The following is an 18,375-nucleotide window of genomic DNA, read 5'->3' as shown; positions in this document are numbered from 1 at the left end:
TGTGAAATTTCCTTTTTCAAATACACTGAGAGGAGAAGCAGCAGGGGGATCACCGTCCCTACTGCTTTCCTGGAGGAACATCCGAAACAACAAATAATATTAACGGCGGAAATCACATCTCAACAATGCATTTCAAAAAGGATATTTCATGGAGTTACATAAAAATGTTACTTTTAAGTAACCCCTATATATTATATTACCAGCAAAACATTATTCTGTCAAGATATTATTGACAAAATATTTAAAATGTGTTATGTGAGAGTAACGATTAGGAATATCCCTAATATAGGAACATTCCTAGTATAGGATTATTCCTAGTGGTTGTATAACGCCTCTCACGTGTTGTTGTTCGGCGCCAGTTCAAGCGCCATTTCGCCCGTCTCCTCAATGCACTGGAATAGCAGCATCAGGGCATCAGAGATTTCCTCAGAAATACTATCTGCCTCCTCCTGTGTTAGTGTGGAGTGTTCCGTAGCCGCTATACGGCTCGCTACGTCGCCAACGTGCTCGAGCATTGCCTGTGCCAGGTCTTGCGCCTTAATCGCCGCCAGGAGGCTTTCAGGCGTTCTGTCACGCTGCATGGAAAGCAATAGGCGCAGCATCGGGATAGCGTAATTATCGTGATAGGTTTGTAATACAGATTGAAGAGTATTATAAGAAGTGGAGTTATTCATTATTGATCCTGTAATTGTTTAATTGCTGTTCTGATTTTATCGCTCAATACGATGAGAGGAGCTTGCATAGTTAGCGATTTATCTAGGAGTTCCTCAAGCGCTGCTATTTTTTCCTCTTCGCTCAGATAAGCATCCTCAAGAATAAACCCCATCTCTCTCACCTGCCCCTGGCACCAATTGAGGATTCTATTAAAGTGTTTTGTTTGTGTTGTTTTTTGATGCACTTATTCGTTCTCCTTATCTGCATACACTGCGTCAAAATCTTTTACAAGGTTATTTAATCCGTTAACGCTGAGATAGCTAGTGTAGTGTATATAATCTTCAAAACCCAGCACCTGATATTTCCTCAAATCAGAGCTATCCATAATGTATTCTTTTCTTTTGCGAGGATTAAAATATACACCACCATCACAGGAGGAGAGAATATCATCTAGGGCGTTCTGCTCTTCCTCTGATAACGGAAGACTATCGTGCTCGATAATCTCTGTGCGCCATTCTCCCGGCTTTGAGTTCCATTCCAGTGCTATTCTGGAGATTTCCTTAAAGGCGCTGCGAGAGGCTAATGATTTGGCTGGCGGGAGTGATTTGGATTGTCGTTCAATACGGGCTATTACGTTGCGTTCTCTTTTTCCCATTATTATTTTTTTCCTTGTATGAGGAAAACATCCCTGAATAATAAACTGTTACATAGATAAAAAGCGTCCAATAAAGCATGATCATAGATGTTTCCTGATTATTGTTATTCAGAAGATTTCTGATTAGAAGTTTGAATAAATAAACTCGATGTTATCTTGTTCTATACGTTTTAGAGTGAATGATAAATAACAAGATTCATCGTCAATCTCAATAACGCCTAGATTTTTTAATGCTCTCATCCAGAATAGACACCCCGAATGAGAAACATTTGATTTTTCTTCGAGTTCTCCCCAGGAGATTTGTGTTTTTCGTCCCTTCCAAACCACAGCAGGGAATAATAAACCTGTTTGCCTGAGTCGTTTATTTGGATTTGGTTTGTGTTGTTCAGTTTTATGTATTGTATCAATTAGTCCTCGCTAACTGTCGTTGTATTTGTTCTGTTCTAAGTTGTAGATAATCCAGCGCATAAGCATTAGTGAGTGCGCCCTGTGCCTTGAATAGTGCCAAATACGGGAGATCAAAATCTGTAAATGTGGTAAACCGCTCTGCACCCTGATAGTGCTTTAGATAAAACCAATCCTTCGTTTCATCACGTGGACTCTTAAACTCGAATGGAGAAAGGGTTTGTTGTTTGGCGGGTGCTTTCTTAGCCGCGGGCTTCGGCGCTGGCTTCACTTTTTCCGGCGCTGGCGCTTCCTCTTCCTTCATTTCTTGAGATGTATCTTCTTCTGTATCATCAAAGAAAAAACTATCTACAATTTCCGGCATATCTGGAGTCTGCCCTACTTCGTTAGACTCTTCCTGCCCAGGGATTTCTAACACCTCGTAGAGGTTAGAAGATGAAAAGCGACGTGTTTTTATAACAAGGCCAAGCTCTACTAATTTTTTAACTCGTTCCTCTGCCGCTCGTGCGGATATACCAAAAACCTCGCCTATTTTAGAATATGATGGAAACGCTTTATCAAATCCTTTTAAGTAGCAATATAATGTTTTTGAGTTATCAGAGAATTTAATTCCGTTGATATGGCTAATGCTAAGAATGCGCATAGGCATTTTAATGAATTGATCATCGTATGTTGTCATTTATATTTTATTCCTATTTTGTAATCGCGCTCGCGGCGCTACTAAGGTGATAATGGGATCACTTACCCTTGTTAAGATGGGTTGCCTCTTTATGTAGAACGTTGAGGATATACTCTGTAACTGTCACTCTCTGATTTCTCGCTTCCTTAAATAAGACTTGAAATATTTCATCAGGTATGTGTAGGCAAGTGCGCGGTTGTTTCTTTGCGTTTATAATGTCGCTCATATTGTTTTCTCCTTTGTCAGAGACGGTGGGTTATTCTTTTGCTGCTTTTGCTTCATCGATAATACGCAATGCTTCATCAAACACTGCGGCTCTTTCTGGGTATCCACGGCGGCGGGCCGTATTCCTGTTCATTCTAATTTGATAACGTGTGATAGTGCCTTCATTAAACGCATTAACCACATCTTCTGCTTTGAACCATTTCATAATTGATTTTCCTTATAAATAGAAAAACACCATTCAGCCAAATGGCTAATAGTGCATTGTTGATTTATTTGATAGATGGAGAATAGGTTTTCTCTGTCCCTAATACCAATATAACATGGGTGGGTGCATTTGTCAACCCCTAGAGAAAATAAATTGATCATTTTCAATGCATTACAAACATTCTTAACATAACGTGCTGTGAATGAGTAATTCATTCTCTAATCTTGATAAAACGCTCTGTAACGCATTCTAAGCGATTTAAACACATTACCCAGCAAATCATATTACCGTATCAATAAAATCGCTCACAACGCTATACAGGCGCTTATAGAGCCTCATATGATTATGGCGTAGAATATCATCAGCAAAAAACCATTCTATTACGCCAAAACATATTGCATGTATATCAATTAACTAATTCACAAACTAACAAAACTATCTATTCATATATTACACATGCAAACACCAAACCCAAGAAACCTAGCACGTAATGAAATGAGTGATTGGTTGATTGGTAAGTTTGGCTTAGTGAACTTGCACCAGATACGGGGTGAGTGAGCCTTAGCCGCTCTACCTTCGAGAATTAGCACAGGAAACTAACGACTAATAGGAGTTAGGTTAATGGGTTAATTGAAGTTAGGTAGAGTTGGCATGTGGTCAATCATCGTCAGATGGTTGGGTACATGGTTACTATTACGCGCACAGCGCAATAGCTATTGTGCCTCGTTTCACGAAGGCCAAAGCCTGGCACAAGTAAAGGCGCTACGCTGTGTTATGAGCGGGTCGAACCGTAAGCCCCACGAGGGAGCGTAGGGAGATTTCCCGGCGAGTAACACGAGTAATATATATTGATCTAATAAATTATTTAATAGTTGATCTAATAATTAATTTAATAACTCACAGAATTCTGTTATACCCTATAACAAAAAGTTGTTATAGCTCTAACAAAAAGTTGTTATAGCCTATACCAAAAATCTGTTATAGCTCGTGATTAATCTCTACCCACTATAACAAAAAGTTGTTATAGCAAATCTCACCCATGTAACAGAATTCTGTTATAGCTATAACAGAAAGTTGTTATAGCTATAGGTGCTATCACTTCACCCAGCGGTAGATACTGCGCCGCGACACCTTCCCCTCGTACTTCTTCACCAACTCCGCAACGGTGGTGCCTCGTTGGTATTCCTGTATAATTTTATTTCTGATGCTGTGCCCATGTTCCAGGGGATGGCCTGGCCTCTGCCCCGCCACCACATGCAATGTATGGAGACTATCTGCACAGTTGACGGTGATTAATAAATCACGCTCCCTCTCCTCTTGTCTATAAACCAGTATGCAACACGGCATTGGACTACGTACCGACTCCACCCTATCAGGATGAATAAAACGTATACCACGATGGATTATCATCATTTCGTGCAAATGTTGTGAAGCCCAGACATAACGCAGGAAGAACCCGGTTTGCGGTCTAAACGGAATCAAAAATACTGCTGTCTCTGGCTCGTGGGCTTTAGCCAGGAAACTTTCCACCCTAGAATAAGGCGGATTTATAAATAATGATTTCTCCTGAGTCCAATCCATTAATAAGGCATCATCTTCTTTAGTCCAATATCGAGCACAATGGCTATTCTGTTTTGTAGCTGCTGCATCACGAGTGAATTGGAAACGTTTATTCAACGCCTCATAAATAACTCTGGGCGTCTGCCAGTCGTCAGACCCGGTTTCTGTAATCTTCGCTCCGTGTCGTAAATATCTACTTAAATCTATCCCCTGCTCTGCCATTTAATCTGTGTCACTATTGAAGCTAAATGTGGCACAAATAGACCACTAAACACACAATAAATCAACCATTAACACAGTATTAATAGCCCTGAATGTTCACGGGATAATGTAGCCAAGCTGCATAAGTCACTTTCATTGTAGAAATGGTCTACTATGTCGAAGCCTTATGCCATGCGGGTTACAGCGATCATTGTTCACAATGTCCCTTTGCGCCTGTGCAAGAATTGTTGAACGAGATTTCAAAAGCGTAATTTTAAAAGCACAAAATGTTATAATATAACAATCAATTGATGCAAATAACAACCATTATCATTTACTATGCAAATCCCTATCTCACGGTATTGTAGTAATGTGAGGTAGGCAATCTAACCTATTGATTCAAATAACAAACAAATCTATCACCACCCTTTCACCATCTCCACTATGCAAGGTTTATTCAGTGTTTATGCATAAGCCGTTTTTCATTTGGCAAGAATAAACATGTGTTTATAAATGCCAACACATTGATTTATAAGAAGATATTTGAAACTGGCGAAAATTTGAAATGATGGGGCGTGCTTTTTTGCGTTAAGCACCCTAAGCAAGGGATCTCCCCGCCCCTATAAATCAGATAAAAAGTGAGATTTAATCATTGTAACTAACTGATAATGATCATAATCTTATCTCACAGTTTCAATATTGACGGAGATAAGCAGATGGCGACCACGAAGATAATCACACAGGCAGAAGCATTTAAGCTGGTTAGTTGGCTTGAGAGTCATAACAAACAGCTATTCGCAGACGTAGCCATAGCTATGGCCTCTTTATGCCTACGTGTCGGGGATACGGTGAATTTGAAGTTCAGCCAGTTCAAGGAAGGAAACACGCTGGAAGTGTTGGAGAGTAAGACGGGCAAGAAGAAGGAGATCGTCGTCCCTGCAAAGGTATGGGAGATAGTGCAGAGGAGGAAAGCCATTTTTCCACGTGACACCTATCTATTCACCTCTCATTCAAACCGTGCAAGTGGTCTGAAGCCCGTGAGCCGTGAGCAAGTGAACCGGGAGCTAAAACAAGCGGCTGAGAATGTAGGGATTAGAGGAACGGTAGGGTGTCACTCGTTTAGAAAGTTTGCCGCTACGCAGGTATTTGAACAGAGCAACGGCAACCTGGCTTTAGCAATGCGTACCCTCAACCATTCCGACCCAAAAGTCACAATGAACTATTTGAAAATCGACGTTAAGAGCGTAGGCGCTGCACTTGCTAACATTTGGGAGTAATCACATGAAACCGTTAATCGTGCTAACGCTAGCGCTCATAAGCGTACAATCTCATGCAGGACAGATAACAATGGTCAGTCCACAGGAGGAGCAAACAGAGAACGGGAAAACGCTATGCATCTATGAGAACAGCATGTACTCATTCACCTACATTACCAAAGGCGCTTGTCCCTATGCAAAAACCTTTGATACAGAGGATTCGGAATAGTTATGAGGACGTAGAACGGATAAATAAGAATTTAAATTGGCAAGGCTATTGCTACAAATTTTAATGCGTTATGATAGAATATACAAAATCCCATCTAAAACGTAAAGGTTTAAAATGAGTCATGATGCTGAGATAATCGCCCAGGCTATTACAGCGATTAAACCCACACCCGATTATCTGAAAGATTATATATTCCCTTTTGTCATTGCTTTTTTCTCTGCCCTTCTTGGTGGGATTTCAGCTATTTATATTAACAGGCATCAAGAACTAAAGAACATTGCCAAAGAAAACTATATCTCTGCCAATCAGGTGTTTTTGTTAGCTCAGGAGTGCTTATCTAATTTGCTCGCCATAAAATACAATTATGAAGATATCAAATCAGACCACCCACTAGTTAGGGCTGGACATTTTCCAACAATAATTACAAATCTTGATGATGTCACATTCAATGCTCACTCCCTTTATTTTATACGAACAATACCAACGGCAAACAAAAAAGCCTGGCAGAAACTAGTTGGATTTATAAAATACAGAATACTAAGAAAGAAAATCGAACAACCATCGGCTGAAGAACTACGAAAATCATGGAGAAACATTGTAAAAATCTCTTCTATGTTTGGTAATTATAACCAGGTGATGGGCCTTTTACGTATGAGAAACTCTATGAATGAGGAAGTTAAGCAATTATTATCAGAAGGTAATAATATAATGCTTTACGCCCCTATTGAAGAGGTTAGAAAAAGAATTGGGGATAAACTCTGTGGTGGCTTTGTTGATGTTACAGAATCTGTCATCTCCCTAACTGATTATGTTATGCAGGAACTACACAATTTTCTACTTGAGTTCTCTGAAATAGCTGAAAGCAACATTGAACTTAAAAGAATAAAAGAATGGGGCCGATTCCCAATATATAAAAACACTCAAGAAGCATTTTTGGAATGTATGAAACCAATCATCAAGCCAAATTATAAGATTTTATCTGAATATACAGGGGCTCCGGAGGAGAAACTACGAAACAAATACAATTTTAATGAGCTGGCTTAGGTCATTCTAGCTATTCGTAGTGAAGTAATTACAAGAGGGGCTTAGGCCCCTAAAGTTTATGGGACAGGTACAACGGAAATAATGGAGAATCCCGAAACAACCGTGCTCCTATTAGAAGGTGAGTTAAATCTTGTCGTATCTCTTCTTACTGCATCATATATTTCATCTTGTGTTGGTTCGGTGTCAGATTGAAGTAACACTTCTTCCGATCTGGTTTCGTTACCATCTCTGTGTTCGTAAGTGATTTTATACGTAACGCTCATCGGTAATCCTCTTGGTTGATTTGTATATTTTTGTTCACTAAAGTGTGGTCAGTAGCTTGACTTGGACAAGCTGAACGAGCTCAATCATTGCAACAGGAAAAATATCTTTGAACATTCTCATTCTAATATCACTCTCTTGATCTTCTGGAGGAGCAAGACCTTCGATTAAAGCATAGCAAACCTCATCTCCTTCCCATTTGCTTTTGAAATCATCCTGATTAAGATGGATAACATAAAAACCCCCATCAATGCGCTTTAGATCGCGGTCTTTGTATCCTACAAGGCGCGTCTCTTCAAATCTTATCAACAAATTATCGCTTTCATGTTCAACAAGTTGTTGCGTAGGTGCGATATGGTAAGGGTTGGATATTGCATAAATTTGTGTCATTTGATGCTCCTTCGATTTTCAGTCATCCGATAGTAGCCCAACATCAAGCAAATAGAAGCCATAAAGCGTCGTTAGCACTGCTTACCAACTTACACAATCTACTACGGTTAGTAGTTGGTTTAGCGCTGGTCTATGCGTATATCTTGCAGTAATCCCCAATGACTGAGTACGGCTATGACCAACTACAAACTGCACCAATGCTGCATTACCAGTTTTGGCTATAGCCTCAGATATGAAAGTGTGGCGCAAGGCATGAATCACACGTTTCTGCCCAAACTCGTTGTATTTAGGGATATTGCACTCATTCATTAAGTTATGCCATTGAATAGCGGTATATTCATAGGTTGGCAAGTCGCTAAACACAAGATCACCAGAATTAAGGGGCTTGATACGTGCTAACAACAAAGCTTCAATACTTTTACTGATCGGGATTTGTCTTTGTGCGTGCTCAGATTTACCGTCCTCAACAAATATATAGTAGCGCCCTGTTTCCTCATCCTTGCGTATGTGTTCCTTACGGATAGCCGCCATTTCACCCCGGCGAGCACCTGTATAGATCAAAGTCAGGAAGTAGTCTTTACGCCAATCGGTGAACGTAGATAACCGTTCTATAAGCCGTTGCATCTCAGGCCGCGAGTAATGCCCGCCCTTATTCTCTGTCACCTCATACTTGATCCCCTCAGTAGGTGATTTTTCTAAGATATCTTTCTCATCTTTAAGGAACACTTTGAAAAATGAGGAATAAATCTTGAGGTGTTTTTTAACGTTAGCACTACTGATCAGATCGTCCTCTGGCACATCCAAATCTATGCATTCATCAAGACTCATATCAGAATACGGTTTGAGATTACGTCGCGGTAAGTTCTCAATCACTGCCAGTGTTTGGCGTATATGCTGTTTGGTAATGCTGCCTACGGGAATATCCCCTAAAACGTGCTTCAGCACCTCGTAGAAGCGATTATTCTCCCGAGCTATGGTGATAGCCCAGTTTTTCCCCTTCTCCGCTACAAACAGTTTCCACGCATCTGAGAGTAACGGTGTATCTGAATGGTCAGGAGCATCAACAGTAGCTACAGCTTGTTTAATTGCTGGCTGCTTCAGTTTTTCGGTATCGGCTAGCTGTGATTGCATGGATTCAACAAGAGCACGATAGCGGACGATATCGCCAGAATAGAACGCTTCATAAGCCTGATGCAGCATTGCTTGATGCATGTCTATCTGCCCAGCCACCTCATAGGCCTGATCTAAATCTTTTTGACTGAAAGCAACCTTCTTTTGGTGAAGGGCTGCCAGCATCATGCGAGCGGTAGAGTCATCACCGTTATAGACACGATTCAAATGTATATCGGCACGGCCTTTTGCCTCTGTGACTGTAGCAGCAGGTGAGATAGCAGTTTCAGAATCTATTTTACGCTGGAAACGCCCCAGGTCAGGCATCCGCTTAGCCTCCTCAACCCCCATTCTCAACCAGTCCAACAGATAAGTATCAAAATCGCGCTGAGTGGCCTCACGGAAACCATCTATATGCATTTTGAATTGCTCGACAGACAGCGAGCCATTTTGAACAAGAGGGATGTATGGGCTTAGGCGACTCATGGTCACTTCAACCGCTCTTAGTGAATCAGTGCCTAAACTACGACGAAAGAAAGTCCCGTCAGGGAGACGAAAATTGATGTAGTAGGTGTTGCCGCGTTTGGTAGTGAATTTCGGGGCTTTGTTGTCCACTCTGTTACCCATTGCGTTGACCCTTTTGTTATACATTTCATAGAGTTAACGCTAACGACTTGATTTATTATGTAGATTTATGGCCTTCCCAGGCGTCTGGTATACTTCGAAAAACAGGGCGCGAGGCAAAATGAAACCTAACACCCTGTTCTGTAAAATTTTTTTGCATCAGCGCGTGCCGTTATCTATGTTGCTACAGCAGACATGACAGAGACACGCCTTCTCGCGTGGGCGAACATGGTACACGAACTTTAAAATGAATGCTTCTTTGCGTTACGAGCATAGCACAACTTACCGCGCACCTCCGTCCGGGCGCATGGCGCGCTGATGGAAGCCAGGTAGCACAATAGGGTCTTTTGCAGAGGATGAACCATCAAAAGGCGCGCGGCATTGCGCCGCGTTGAACGGCGGCAAATAAAAGCGGCGAGCGGGTATTCATTACATGACGATTCCTTCCATGGAAACAGGCGTCATTACAGGAACGGCGTTACGTCCCCCACGCCTTCACGCACCACAACCGGCGCATCTTCAGTGAGGTCGATAACCGTGGTCGGCTGCTGGCCCAGATAGCCGCCGTGAATAATCAGGTCAACCTGCTTCTCCAGACGATCTTTGATCTCTTCCGGGTCGGATTCGGTAAAGTCGCTTCCCGGCAGCATCAACGAAGTGGAGAGCATCGGCTCGCCCAACGTTTCCAGCAGCATTTGCGCAATCGGGTTGGACGGCACGCGCATACCGATGGTCTTACGCTTATCCTGCAGCAGACGGCGCGGAACTTCTTTGGTGCCCTTGAGGATAAACGTGTAGTTACCCGGGGTATTGTTTTTAATCAGACGAAAGGCCACGTTATCAACGAATGAATAGGTCGACAGTTCGGACAAATCGCGGCACATCAGGGTGAAGTTGTGGCCGTTTGGCAGATTACGGATCCGGCAAATCCGCTCCATCGCGCCTTTATCTTCAATTTTGCAGCCTAACGCGTAGCCGGAGTCGGTCGGATAGACGATGACCCCGCCTTTACGCACAATGTCCACCGCCTGGTTAATTAACCGCGCCTGTGGATTTTCCGGATGGATATAAAAAAACTGGCTCATACTTCCCTCTCAATTTTGTTCTACGGCCACTTCCCAACTGCGCCAGATCCCTTCCACGCCCGCGGGTAGCCAAAGTTTGCGGCCCAGTTCGATCCACGGGCAGGGCTGATGAAAATCAGACCCCTGCGAGGCATCCAGGCCATACTGCACGGCGTAAGCGGCAAGCTGTGCGCGCTCGTGAGGCGCCTGCTGACACTGCGCCACCTCCATCGCATCGCCCCCCTGCTCGCTAAAATGGGCCAACAGCCGTTTTAACCACTTGGCGGAGAGATCGTAGCGCCCGGGATGGGCAATGACCGCTTTACCGCCAGAATGATGAATGACATCAATCGCTTGTTTTATTGTACACCACTGAGGCGGAACGTAACCGGTTTTCCCGCGCGCCAGATACTTCTTAAATACGTCAGCCATATTGTTGGCATAGCCGGCCTCCACCAGAAAACGGGCAAAATGGCCGCGCGTCACCGCACCGCCGTCCGCCAGCTTCAGCGCCCCTTCCCAGGCGCCCGGGATCCGCGCTTTTTCCAGCCGCTCGGCGATCTGCTGACCCCGCATCTGGCGACGTGCTTTCTGTTCATCGAGCAGCGCGGTCATCGCCGGATGGTCGATATCGATATTCAGCCCGACAATATGAATTTCATGATTTTCCCACAGCGTGGAAATTTCCACCCCGGTAATCAGCGCCAACGGTAAACCGGCACGTTCAATTTCACGCTGAGCCGCGGGAATTGCCGCCACGGTATCGTGGTCGGTAATCGCCAGGGTGCCGACGCGCATCTGGTGGGCGCGATGGACAAGTTCTTCTGGAGTCAGACGCCCGTCAGAGGCGATGGTATGGCTGTGCAGGTCGTAAATCACTGCGTAATTGGTGTTGCTCAAGATGACTCCTGCTGGACATGAACCGGTACCCGTCATACTTTAAGTCACAGGCAGATTGACTGTGGTTCTGCAGCTTAAGTGATTAAGGATAGTAATAAGCGCATCATCATACCGACTGATAGAGAAAATCTGCAAACAGGGGTTGACTTTAATCCCTCGGACTAGTTAACTAGTACGCAAGTTCACATGAAGGGGTATCAACAATGAAAACGCAATTCATCACTCTGCACGGCTGGTGGCGCACCTCCTGTTATCGGGCGGCGTGATCGCGTTTTGCACTCAGCATACAGATACCCGGCCCGCCAATGAGCGGGCTTTTTATTGGACAAATTATTATAGCGAACAGGCGACAACAATAATGCAAACATCAAAACCGGCACTCGAGCTTCTCACCAGCGACGCCATCTATCGGGAAAACCCCACGGCGCTGTTCCACCAGCTATGCGGCGCGCGTCCAGCCACCCTGCTGCTGGAATCCGCGGATATCGACAGTAAGGATGATTTAAAGAGCCTGCTGCTGGTGGATAGCGCGCTGCGCATTACCGCGCTAGGTGACACTGTCACTATTCACACATTTTCCGCCAACGGTACTGCGTTACTCGAACTGCTGGATAGCGCGCTGCCATCCGGCATCGATAACCAGCGTCAGCCAAATAGCCGGGTATTAACCTTCCCGCCGGTCAGCGCGCTGTTGGATGAAGATGCCCGCCTGTGTTCACTCTCGGTATTCGACGCTTTTCGCCTGCTGCAGGATCTGATAACCGTCCCGCAGCAGGAGCGCGAAGCGATGTTCTTCGGCGGCCTGTTCGCCTATGACCTGGTCGCTGGCTTTGAAGACCTGCCGCCGCTGGAGAGCGACACCGCCTGCCCGGATTACTGCTTCTATCTGGCGGAAACGCTGCTGGTTATCGACCATCAGACCAAAAATACCCGTATCCAGGCGAGCCTGTTCACGCCGCTGGAAAGCGAAAAACAACGTCTGCTACAGCGGCTCGCTCAGCTTCGTCAGCAGCTAAACGAGCCGCCGGCGCCGCTGCCGGTGACCACGGTTGCCGAAATGAGCTGCGACTGCGATCAGAGCGACGAAGAGTACGGCGCCGTCGTGCGTAAAATGCAGCGCGCCATCCGCGCGGGCGAGATTTTTCAGGTCGTGCCGTCACGCCGCTTCTCGCTGCCCTGCCCGTCGCCGCTGGCCGCTTATGATGTGCTGAAGAAGAGCAACCCGAGCCCGTACATGTTCTTTATGCAGGACAACGATTTCACCCTCTTCGGCGCGTCGCCGGAGAGTTCTCTCAAGTACGATGCCACCAATCGCCAGATTGAAATCTATCCCATTGCCGGTACCCGCCCGCGCGGCCGCCGAGCGGATGGTTCGCTGGATCGCGATCTCGACAGCCGCATTGAGCTGGAGATGCGCACCGACCATAAAGAGCTCTCCGAGCATCTGATGCTGGTCGACCTTGCGCGTAACGACCTCGCGCGCATCTGTACGCCGGGTAGCCGCTACGTCGCCGACCTGACCAAAGTCGACCGCTACTCCTTTGTGATGCACCTCGTCTCCCGCGTGGTTGGCGAGCTGCGCCGCGACCTTGACGTGCTGCATGCCTACCGTGCCTGTATGAATATGGGCACCCTCAGCGGGGCGCCGAAAGTGCGCGCCATGCAGCTTATCGCCGCCGCTGAAGGCAAACGCCGCGGCAGCTACGGCGGCGCGGTGGGCTACTTTACCGCCCACGGCGACCTCGATACCTGCATCGTGATCCGCTCCGCCTACGTGCAGGATGGCGTCGCCACGGTGCAGGCCGGCGCCGGTATCGTGCTCGACTCCGTTCCCCAGTCAGAAGCGGATGAAACCCGTAATAAAGCTCGCGCGGTGCTGCGCGCTATCGCCCAGGCCCACCACGCGAAGGAGATCTTCTAATGGCCGACATTCTGCTGCTCGATAATATCGACTCTTTTACCTATAACCTGGCAGACCAGCTGCGTTCGAACGGCCATAACGTGGTGATTTACCGCAACTCCGTCCCGGCGCAGGCGCTGATTGAGCGCATCGGCACCATGAAAAACCCGGTACTGATGCTTTCTCCGGGGCCGGGGACGCCGAGCGAAGCGGGCTGCATGCCGGAGCTGCTGACCCGCATGCGCGGCAAGCTGCCGATTATCGGTATCTGCCTCGGCCATCAGGCGATTGTCGAAGCCTACGGCGGCTACGTCGGTCAGGCCGGTGAAATTCTTCACGGGAAGGCGTCAAGCATTGAGCACGATGGCCAGGCGATGTTTGCCGGACTGAGCAATCCGCTGCCTGTCGCCCGCTATCACTCGCTGGTGGGCAGCAATATCCCGGCCGGACTCACCATCAACGCCCACTTCAACGGTATGGTGATGGCGGTGCGTCACGACGCGGATCGCGTCTGCGGCTTCCAGTTCCACCCTGAGTCAATTCTGACCACCCAGGGGGCACGCCTGCTGGAGCAAACCCTGGCCTGGGCGCTGCAGAAGCTGGAGCAGACCAACACCCTCCAGCCGATTCTGGAAAAACTGTACCAGGCCGAAACCCTGAGCCAGCAGGAGAGCCATCAGCTGTTCTCTGCGGTGGTGCGCGGTGAAGTCAAACCCGAGCAGCTGGCCGCCGCGCTGGTGAGTATGAAAGTACGCGGTGAGCATCCGCAGGAAATCGCCGGCGCCGCCACCGCGCTGCTGGAAAACGCCGCGCCGTTCCCGCGTCCGGATTATCCGTTTGCCGATATCGTCGGTACCGGCGGCGACGGCAGCAACAGTATCAATATTTCGACCGCCAGCGCGTTTGTGGCCGCCGCCTGCGGCCTGAAGGTCGCCAAACACGGCAACCGCAGCGTGTCGAGCAAGTCCGGCTCTTCCGACCTGCTGGCGGCGTTCGGTATCAATCTCGATATGAATGCCGATAAATCTCGCCAGGCGCTGGATGAACTGGGCGTTTGCTTCCTGTTCGCACCGAAGTACCACACTGGTTTCCGCCACGCGATGCCGGTCCGTCAGCAGCTTAAAACCCGCACCCTGTTTAACGTGCTTGGGCCGCTGATCAACCCGGCTCATCCGCCGCTGGCGCTGATTGGCGTCTATAGCCCGGAACTGGTGCTGCCGATTGCGGAAACCCTGCGCGTGCTGGGCTATCAGCGCGCCGCGGTGGTGCATAGCGGCGGTATGGATGAAGTGTCGCTGCACGCGCCGACGGTGGTCGCGGAACTGAACCATGGCGAAATCAAGAGCTACCAGCTCACCGCCGCCGACTTTGGCCTGACGCCTTACCATCAGGAGCAGCTGGCAGGCGGCACGCCGGAAGAAAACCGTGACATTCTTACGCGCTTGCTACAAGGTAAAGGTGAAGCCGCTCACGAAGCCGCCGTTGCCGCCAACGTCGCCATGTTGATGCGTTTACATGGACACGAAGACCTGAAGGCCAACGCGCAGCAAGTCATCGATGTGCTGCATAGCGGAGCGGCCTATGACAGAGTGACCGCATTAGCGGCAAGAGGGTAAAAAATGCAGACCGTTTTAGCAAAAATCGTGGCCGACAAAGCGATTTGGGTAGAAGCCCGCAAACAACAACAACCGTTAGCCAGTTTTCAAAATGAAGTGGTACCGACGCAGCGCAATTTTTACGATGCCCTCGCCGGAACTCGCACCGCGTTTATTCTCGAGTGCAAAAAGGCCTCACCATCAAAAGGCCTGATTCGCGAAGATTTTGACCCGGCGGCCATCGCCGGCGTCTACAAGCACTACGCCTCGGCTATCTCGGTGCTGTGCGACGAGAAATATTTCCAGGGCAGCTTCGATTTCCTGCCGATGGTCAGTAAGGTCGCGCCACAGCCGATTCTCTGTAAGGACTTCACCATCGATCCTTATCAGATTTACCTGGCGCGCTACTACCAGGCCGACGCCTGTCTGCTGATGCTTTCAGTGCTGGATGATGAGCAGTATCGCCAGCTCTCCGCCGTCGCGCACAGCCTGAACATGGGCGTGCTGACCGAAGTGAGTAATGAAGAGGAGCTGGAGCGCGCGATTGCGCTGAAGGCGAAAGTGGTCGGCATCAACAACCGCGATCTGCGCGATATGTCGATTGATCTCAACCGTACCCGTACCCTGGCGCCTAAGCTCGGTCACGATGTCACGGTGATCAGCGAGTCCGGCATCCATACCTACGCGGAAGTGCGCGAACTGAGCCACTTCGCCAACGGTTTCCTGATTGGCTCAGCGCTGATGGAGCACGCCGATCTGAACGCCGCCGTGAAGCGCGTGCTGCTCGGCGAGAATAAGGTCTGCGGCCTGACCCGCCCCCAGGATGCCCAGGTGGCGTATGAATCCGGCGCGGTCTACGGCGGCCTGATTTTTGTCCCGACGTCGCCGCGCGCGGTGAACGAGGCGCAGGCGCAAGCGGTGATCGCCAGCGCGCCTCTGAGCTATGTCGGCGTATTCCGCAATACCCCGGTGGCGGAAGTGATCGCCCGGGCGGAAAACCTCGACTTAGCCGCCGTACAGCTGCACGGCAGCGAAGACCAGACCTATATTGATACCCTGCGCGCCGAACTTCCGCCGAAGGTGCAAATCTGGAAAGCCCTCAGCGTAGGTGAAACGCTACCGCCGCGCGAGCTGCGCCATGTCGAAAAATACGTTCTCGACAACGGTCAGGGCGGCACCGGCCAGCGTTTCGACTGGTCCCTGCTGCAGGGCCAGGACCTGCATAACGTCATGCTGGCAGGCGGCCTCGGCGCCGATAACTGCGTAGAAGCCGCCAAAAGCGGCTGTGCCGGACTCGATTTTAATTCAGGCGTAGAGTCGCAGCCGGGTATTAAAGATGCCGACAAGCTGTCCTCTGTGTTTCAAACGCTGCGCGCATATTAAGGAGCAACAATGAGTACTTTACTGAACCCCTACTTTGGCGAATTCGGCGGAATGTACGTTCCGCAGATCCTGATGCCCGCCCTGCGCCAGCTGGAAGACGCGTTCGTCAGCGCGCAAAAAGATCCGGCATTCCAGGCCGAATTTACCGACCTGCTGAAAAACTACGCCGGTCGTCCGACGGCGCTGACCAAATGCCGCAACCTCACTGAAGGCACCCGCACGACGCTGTATCTGAAACGTGAAGACCTGCTGCACGGCGGCGCGCATAAAACTAACCAGGTGCTCGGCCAGGCTCTGCTGGCGAAACGGATGGGCAAAACGGAAATTATCGCCGAAACCGGCGCCGGCCAGCACGGCGTGGCCTCTGCCCTCGCCAGCGCCCTGCTCGGCCTGAAGTGCCGCATCTACATGGGCGCGAAGGATATCGAACGCCAGTCGCCGAACGTTTTCCGCATGCGCCTGATGGGGGCGGAAGTGATCCCGGTTCATAGCGGCTCTTCTACGCTGAAAGATGCCTGCAACGAGGCCCTGCGCGACTGGTCCGGCAGCTACGAAAAAGCCCACTATATGCTCGGCACCGCCGCGGGTCCGCACCCGTTCCCGACCATCGTGCGTGAATTCCAGCGCATGATTGGCGAAGAGACCAAAGCGCAGATCCTCGAGAAAGAAGGTCGCCTGCCGGATGCGGTTATCGCCTGCGTCGGCGGCGGATCGAACGCCATCGGCATGTTCGCCGATTTTATCGACGAAACCGCTGTTGGCCTGATTGGCGTGGAGCCGGCAGGTCACGGTATTGAGTCCGGCGAGCACGGCGCGCCGCTTAAGCACGGTCGTGTGGGCATCTACTTCGGTATGAAATCGCCGATGATGCAAACCGAAGAAGGCCAGATAGAGGAGTCCTACTCCATCTCCGCCGGGCTCGATTTCCCGTCAGTGGGTCCGCAGCATGCTTATTTAAACAGCATTGGCCGCGCCGATTACGTGTCGATTACCGATGACGAAGCGCTGGAGGCCTTTAAAGAGCTATCACGCCATGAAGGGATTATCCCGGCGCTGGAATCCTCCCACGCCCTGGCGCACGCGCTGAAAATGATGCGTGAAAACCCGGAAAAAGAGCAGCTGCTGGTGGTTAACCTCTCCGGCCGCGGCGATAAAGACATCTTCACCGTACATGATATTTTAAAAGCGCGAGGGGAAATCTGATGGAACGTTACGAGACGCTGTTTGCACAACTGAAAGATCGCCGGGAAGGCGCGTTTGTTCCCTTCGTCACCCTCGGCGATCCGAATCCGGAACAGTCGCTGAATATTATCGATACGCTGATTGAAGCCGGTGCCGACGCGCTGGAGCTGGGCATTCCTTTCTCCGACCCGCTGGCGGATGGCCCGACCATTCAGGACGCCACCCTGCGCGCTTTTGCCGCCGGGGTGACGCCCGCGCAGTGCTTCGAAATGCTGACGGCGATTCGCCAGAAACACCCTACCATTCCTATCGGCCTGCTGATGTACGCCAACCTGGTGTTCAGCCCCGGCATCGATGAATTCTACGCCGCGTGCGAACGCGCGGGCGTCGATTCCGTGCTGGTTGCCGATGTCCCCGTGGAAGAGTCCGCGCCGTTCCGCCAGGCCGCGCTGCGCCACAATATCGCGCCGATTTTCATCTGCCCGCCCAATGCCGATGACGATCTGCTGCGCCAGATAGCCTCTTACGGCCGCGGTTATACCTACCTGCTGTCGCGGGCGGGCGTGACCGGTGCGGAAAACCGCGCCGCGCTGCCGCTGCATCATCTGATTGAAAAGCTGGCCGAGTACCACGCCGCGCCGCCGCTGCAGGGCTTTGGCATCTCGGCGCCGGAGCAGGTTACCGCCGCGATTGAGGCCGGCGCGGCCGGCGCGATTTCCGGCTCTGCCATCGTCAAAATCATCGAGCGGAACGTGAATGATCCGCAGGCCATGCTGGCGGAACTCAAGGCTTTCGCCCGAAGCCTGAAAGCCGCCACTAAAGCGGCTTAACGTGCCTGCCGTCCGGCCCCGGG

18 protein-coding genes and 1 other annotated feature are annotated in these 18,375 nt (G+C 49.5%); of the genes, 8 read left to right on the top strand and 10 right to left on the bottom strand.

The genetic code is table 11. The features are described from left to right. Positions 1–335: 335 nt before the first annotated feature. From SIK97_RS03360 to SIK97_RS03335, 6 genes are all read right to left on the bottom strand, one after another. Positions 336–674, bottom strand: a complete 339-nt coding sequence (locus tag SIK97_RS03360) for a hypothetical protein (protein WP_057173360.1) — start codon at positions 672–674, stop codon at positions 336–338. Continuing rightward, a complete protein-coding gene (locus tag SIK97_RS03355; RefSeq protein ID WP_057173361.1) occupies positions 674–898 on the bottom strand; it encodes a hypothetical protein in 225 nt (74 codons plus the stop codon). Before SIK97_RS03355 ends, SIK97_RS03360 begins: the two co-directional genes overlap by 1 nt. Next, entirely contained in the window at positions 899–1,309 is a 411-nt protein-coding gene (locus SIK97_RS03350) for a hypothetical protein (protein ID WP_057173362.1), read from the bottom strand. A 403-nt stretch (positions 1,310–1,712) separates the two neighbouring features. Beyond that, positions 1,713–2,393 (bottom strand): helix-turn-helix domain-containing protein, encoded by a 681-nt coding sequence (locus SIK97_RS03345; RefSeq protein WP_057173363.1) that lies wholly within the window; start codon positions 2,391–2,393, stop codon positions 1,713–1,715. A 256-nt stretch (positions 2,394–2,649) separates the two neighbouring features. Then, the gene (locus tag SIK97_RS03340) at positions 2,650–2,823 is read right to left on the bottom strand and encodes a hypothetical protein (RefSeq protein ID WP_181936752.1); all 174 of its coding nucleotides are present in this window, start codon (positions 2,821–2,823) and stop codon (positions 2,650–2,652) included. Positions 2,824–3,918: 1,095 nt separating this feature from the next. Continuing rightward, entirely contained in the window at positions 3,919–4,605 is a 687-nt protein-coding gene (locus tag SIK97_RS03335) for a DNA N-6-adenine-methyltransferase (protein WP_065366248.1), read from the bottom strand. Positions 4,606–5,300: 695 nt separating this feature from the next. On the opposite strand from SIK97_RS03335, the gene SIK97_RS03330 reads away from it, so the two are divergent. The 3 genes from SIK97_RS03330 (at position 5,301) to SIK97_RS03320 (ending at position 7,113) form a co-directional block, all read left to right on the top strand. After that, on the top strand, positions 5,301–5,861 hold the full coding sequence (locus tag SIK97_RS03330; RefSeq protein ID WP_057173365.1) for a tyrosine-type recombinase/integrase: 561 nt from the start codon (positions 5,301–5,303) through the stop codon (positions 5,859–5,861). 4 nt (positions 5,862–5,865) lie between these two features. Further along, positions 5,866–6,069 (top strand): hypothetical protein, encoded by a 204-nt coding sequence (locus tag SIK97_RS03325; protein ID WP_057173366.1) that lies wholly within the window; start codon positions 5,866–5,868, stop codon positions 6,067–6,069. Positions 6,070–6,183: 114 nt separating this feature from the next. Further along, a complete protein-coding gene (locus tag SIK97_RS03320; RefSeq protein WP_057173367.1) occupies positions 6,184–7,113 on the top strand; it encodes a hypothetical protein in 930 nt (309 codons plus the stop codon). A 300-nt stretch (positions 7,114–7,413) separates the two neighbouring features. On the opposite strand, the gene SIK97_RS03315 is transcribed toward SIK97_RS03320, so the two are convergent. The 4 genes from SIK97_RS03315 to rnm form a co-directional block, all read right to left on the bottom strand. After that, complete coding sequence (locus SIK97_RS03315; RefSeq protein ID WP_057173368.1) at positions 7,414–7,764, bottom strand: hypothetical protein; 351 nt, start codon at positions 7,762–7,764, stop codon at positions 7,414–7,416. 81 nt (positions 7,765–7,845) lie between these two features. Next, positions 7,846–9,501: a tyrosine-type recombinase/integrase gene (locus SIK97_RS03310; protein ID WP_057173369.1), complete on the bottom strand. Its 1,656-nt coding sequence runs from the start codon at positions 9,499–9,501 to the stop codon at positions 7,846–7,848. A 461-nt stretch (positions 9,502–9,962) separates the two neighbouring features. Beyond that, positions 9,963–10,583, bottom strand: coding sequence for an L-threonylcarbamoyladenylate synthase (locus tag SIK97_RS03305; RefSeq protein WP_004850139.1), 621 nt, complete (start codon positions 10,581–10,583; stop codon positions 9,963–9,965). A gap of 9 nt (positions 10,584–10,592) precedes the next feature. Beyond that, complete coding sequence (rnm, locus tag SIK97_RS03300) at positions 10,593–11,462, bottom strand: RNase RNM (protein ID WP_032749459.1); 870 nt, start codon at positions 11,460–11,462, stop codon at positions 10,593–10,595. 227 nt (positions 11,463–11,689) lie between these two features. Beyond that, positions 11,690–11,785 (top strand) — a sequence feature (Trp leader region). 35 nt (positions 11,786–11,820) lie between these two features. Between rnm and SIK97_RS03295 the strand changes: the two genes are divergently transcribed. Genes SIK97_RS03295 through trpA form a run of 5 tightly spaced genes read left to right on the top strand, consistent with a single transcriptional unit; the run spans position 11,821 to position 18,352 of the window. Continuing rightward, the gene (locus SIK97_RS03295) at positions 11,821–13,383 is read left to right on the top strand and encodes an anthranilate synthase component 1 (protein ID WP_032749461.1); all 1,563 of its coding nucleotides are present in this window, start codon (positions 11,821–11,823) and stop codon (positions 13,381–13,383) included. Next, positions 13,383–14,978 carry a bifunctional anthranilate synthase glutamate amidotransferase component TrpG/anthranilate phosphoribosyltransferase TrpD gene (gene trpD / locus SIK97_RS03290; RefSeq protein ID WP_004850135.1) on the top strand — a complete coding sequence of 532 codons (1,596 nt, stop codon included), beginning with the start codon at positions 13,383–13,385 and terminating at the stop codon, positions 14,976–14,978. The genes SIK97_RS03295 and trpD overlap by 1 nt, the downstream gene beginning before the upstream one ends. 3 nt (positions 14,979–14,981) lie before the next feature. Next, a complete protein-coding gene (gene trpCF, locus SIK97_RS03285) occupies positions 14,982–16,340 on the top strand; it encodes a bifunctional indole-3-glycerol-phosphate synthase TrpC/phosphoribosylanthranilate isomerase TrpF (RefSeq protein ID WP_057173370.1) in 1,359 nt (452 codons plus the stop codon). A 9-nt stretch (positions 16,341–16,349) separates the two neighbouring features. Continuing rightward, on the top strand, positions 16,350–17,543 hold the full coding sequence (gene trpB / locus SIK97_RS03280) for a tryptophan synthase subunit beta (protein ID WP_004850131.1): 1,194 nt from the start codon (positions 16,350–16,352) through the stop codon (positions 17,541–17,543). Beyond that, positions 17,543–18,352 carry a tryptophan synthase subunit alpha gene (gene trpA / locus SIK97_RS03275; RefSeq protein WP_057173372.1) on the top strand — a complete coding sequence of 270 codons (810 nt, stop codon included), beginning with the start codon at positions 17,543–17,545 and terminating at the stop codon, positions 18,350–18,352. The genes trpB and trpA overlap by 1 nt, the downstream gene beginning before the upstream one ends. Positions 18,353–18,375: the final 23 nt, after the last annotated feature.

Origin of the sequence: Klebsiella sp. JN_Kp126 (assembly GCF_033843325.1) — a bacterium.
Taxonomy (GTDB): Bacteria; Pseudomonadota; Gammaproteobacteria; order Enterobacterales; family Enterobacteriaceae; genus Klebsiella; species Klebsiella michiganensis.
This window is presented reverse-complemented; position numbering and strand designations above follow the sequence as displayed.

Bases quoted from the DNA above. Each gene is read 5' to 3' on its own strand.
- SIK97_RS03360 (WP_057173360.1), bottom strand. From the start codon at position 674: ATGAATAACTCCACTTCTTATAATACTCTTCAATCTGTATTACAAACC.
- SIK97_RS03350 (WP_057173362.1), bottom strand. From the start codon at position 1,309: ATGGGAAAAAGAGAACGCAACGTAATAGCCCGTATTGAACGACAATCC.
- SIK97_RS03345 (WP_057173363.1), bottom strand. From the start codon at position 2,393: ATGACAACATACGATGATCAATTCATTAAAATGCCTATGCGCATTCTT.
- SIK97_RS03340 (WP_181936752.1), bottom strand. From the start codon at position 2,823: ATGAAATGGTTCAAAGCAGAAGATGTGGTTAATGCGTTTAATGAAGGC.
- SIK97_RS03335 (WP_065366248.1), bottom strand. From the start codon at position 4,605: ATGGCAGAGCAGGGGATAGATTTAAGTAGATATTTACGACACGGAGCG.
- SIK97_RS03330 (WP_057173365.1), top strand. From the start codon at position 5,301: ATGGCGACCACGAAGATAATCACACAGGCAGAAGCATTTAAGCTGGTT.
- SIK97_RS03325 (WP_057173366.1), top strand. From the start codon at position 5,866: ATGAAACCGTTAATCGTGCTAACGCTAGCGCTCATAAGCGTACAATCT.
- SIK97_RS03320 (WP_057173367.1), top strand. From the start codon at position 6,184: ATGAGTCATGATGCTGAGATAATCGCCCAGGCTATTACAGCGATTAAA.
- SIK97_RS03315 (WP_057173368.1), bottom strand. From the start codon at position 7,764: ATGACACAAATTTATGCAATATCCAACCCTTACCATATCGCACCTACG.
- SIK97_RS03310 (WP_057173369.1), bottom strand. From the start codon at position 9,501: ATGGGTAACAGAGTGGACAACAAAGCCCCGAAATTCACTACCAAACGC.
- SIK97_RS03305 (WP_004850139.1), bottom strand. From the start codon at position 10,583: ATGAGCCAGTTTTTTTATATCCATCCGGAAAATCCACAGGCGCGGTTA.
- SIK97_RS03295 (WP_032749461.1), top strand. From the start codon at position 11,821: ATGCAAACATCAAAACCGGCACTCGAGCTTCTCACCAGCGACGCCATC.
- trpD (WP_004850135.1), top strand. From the start codon at position 13,383: ATGGCCGACATTCTGCTGCTCGATAATATCGACTCTTTTACCTATAAC.
- trpCF (WP_057173370.1), top strand. From the start codon at position 14,982: ATGCAGACCGTTTTAGCAAAAATCGTGGCCGACAAAGCGATTTGGGTA.
- trpB (WP_004850131.1), top strand. From the start codon at position 16,350: ATGAGTACTTTACTGAACCCCTACTTTGGCGAATTCGGCGGAATGTAC.
- trpA (WP_057173372.1), top strand. From the start codon at position 17,543: ATGGAACGTTACGAGACGCTGTTTGCACAACTGAAAGATCGCCGGGAA.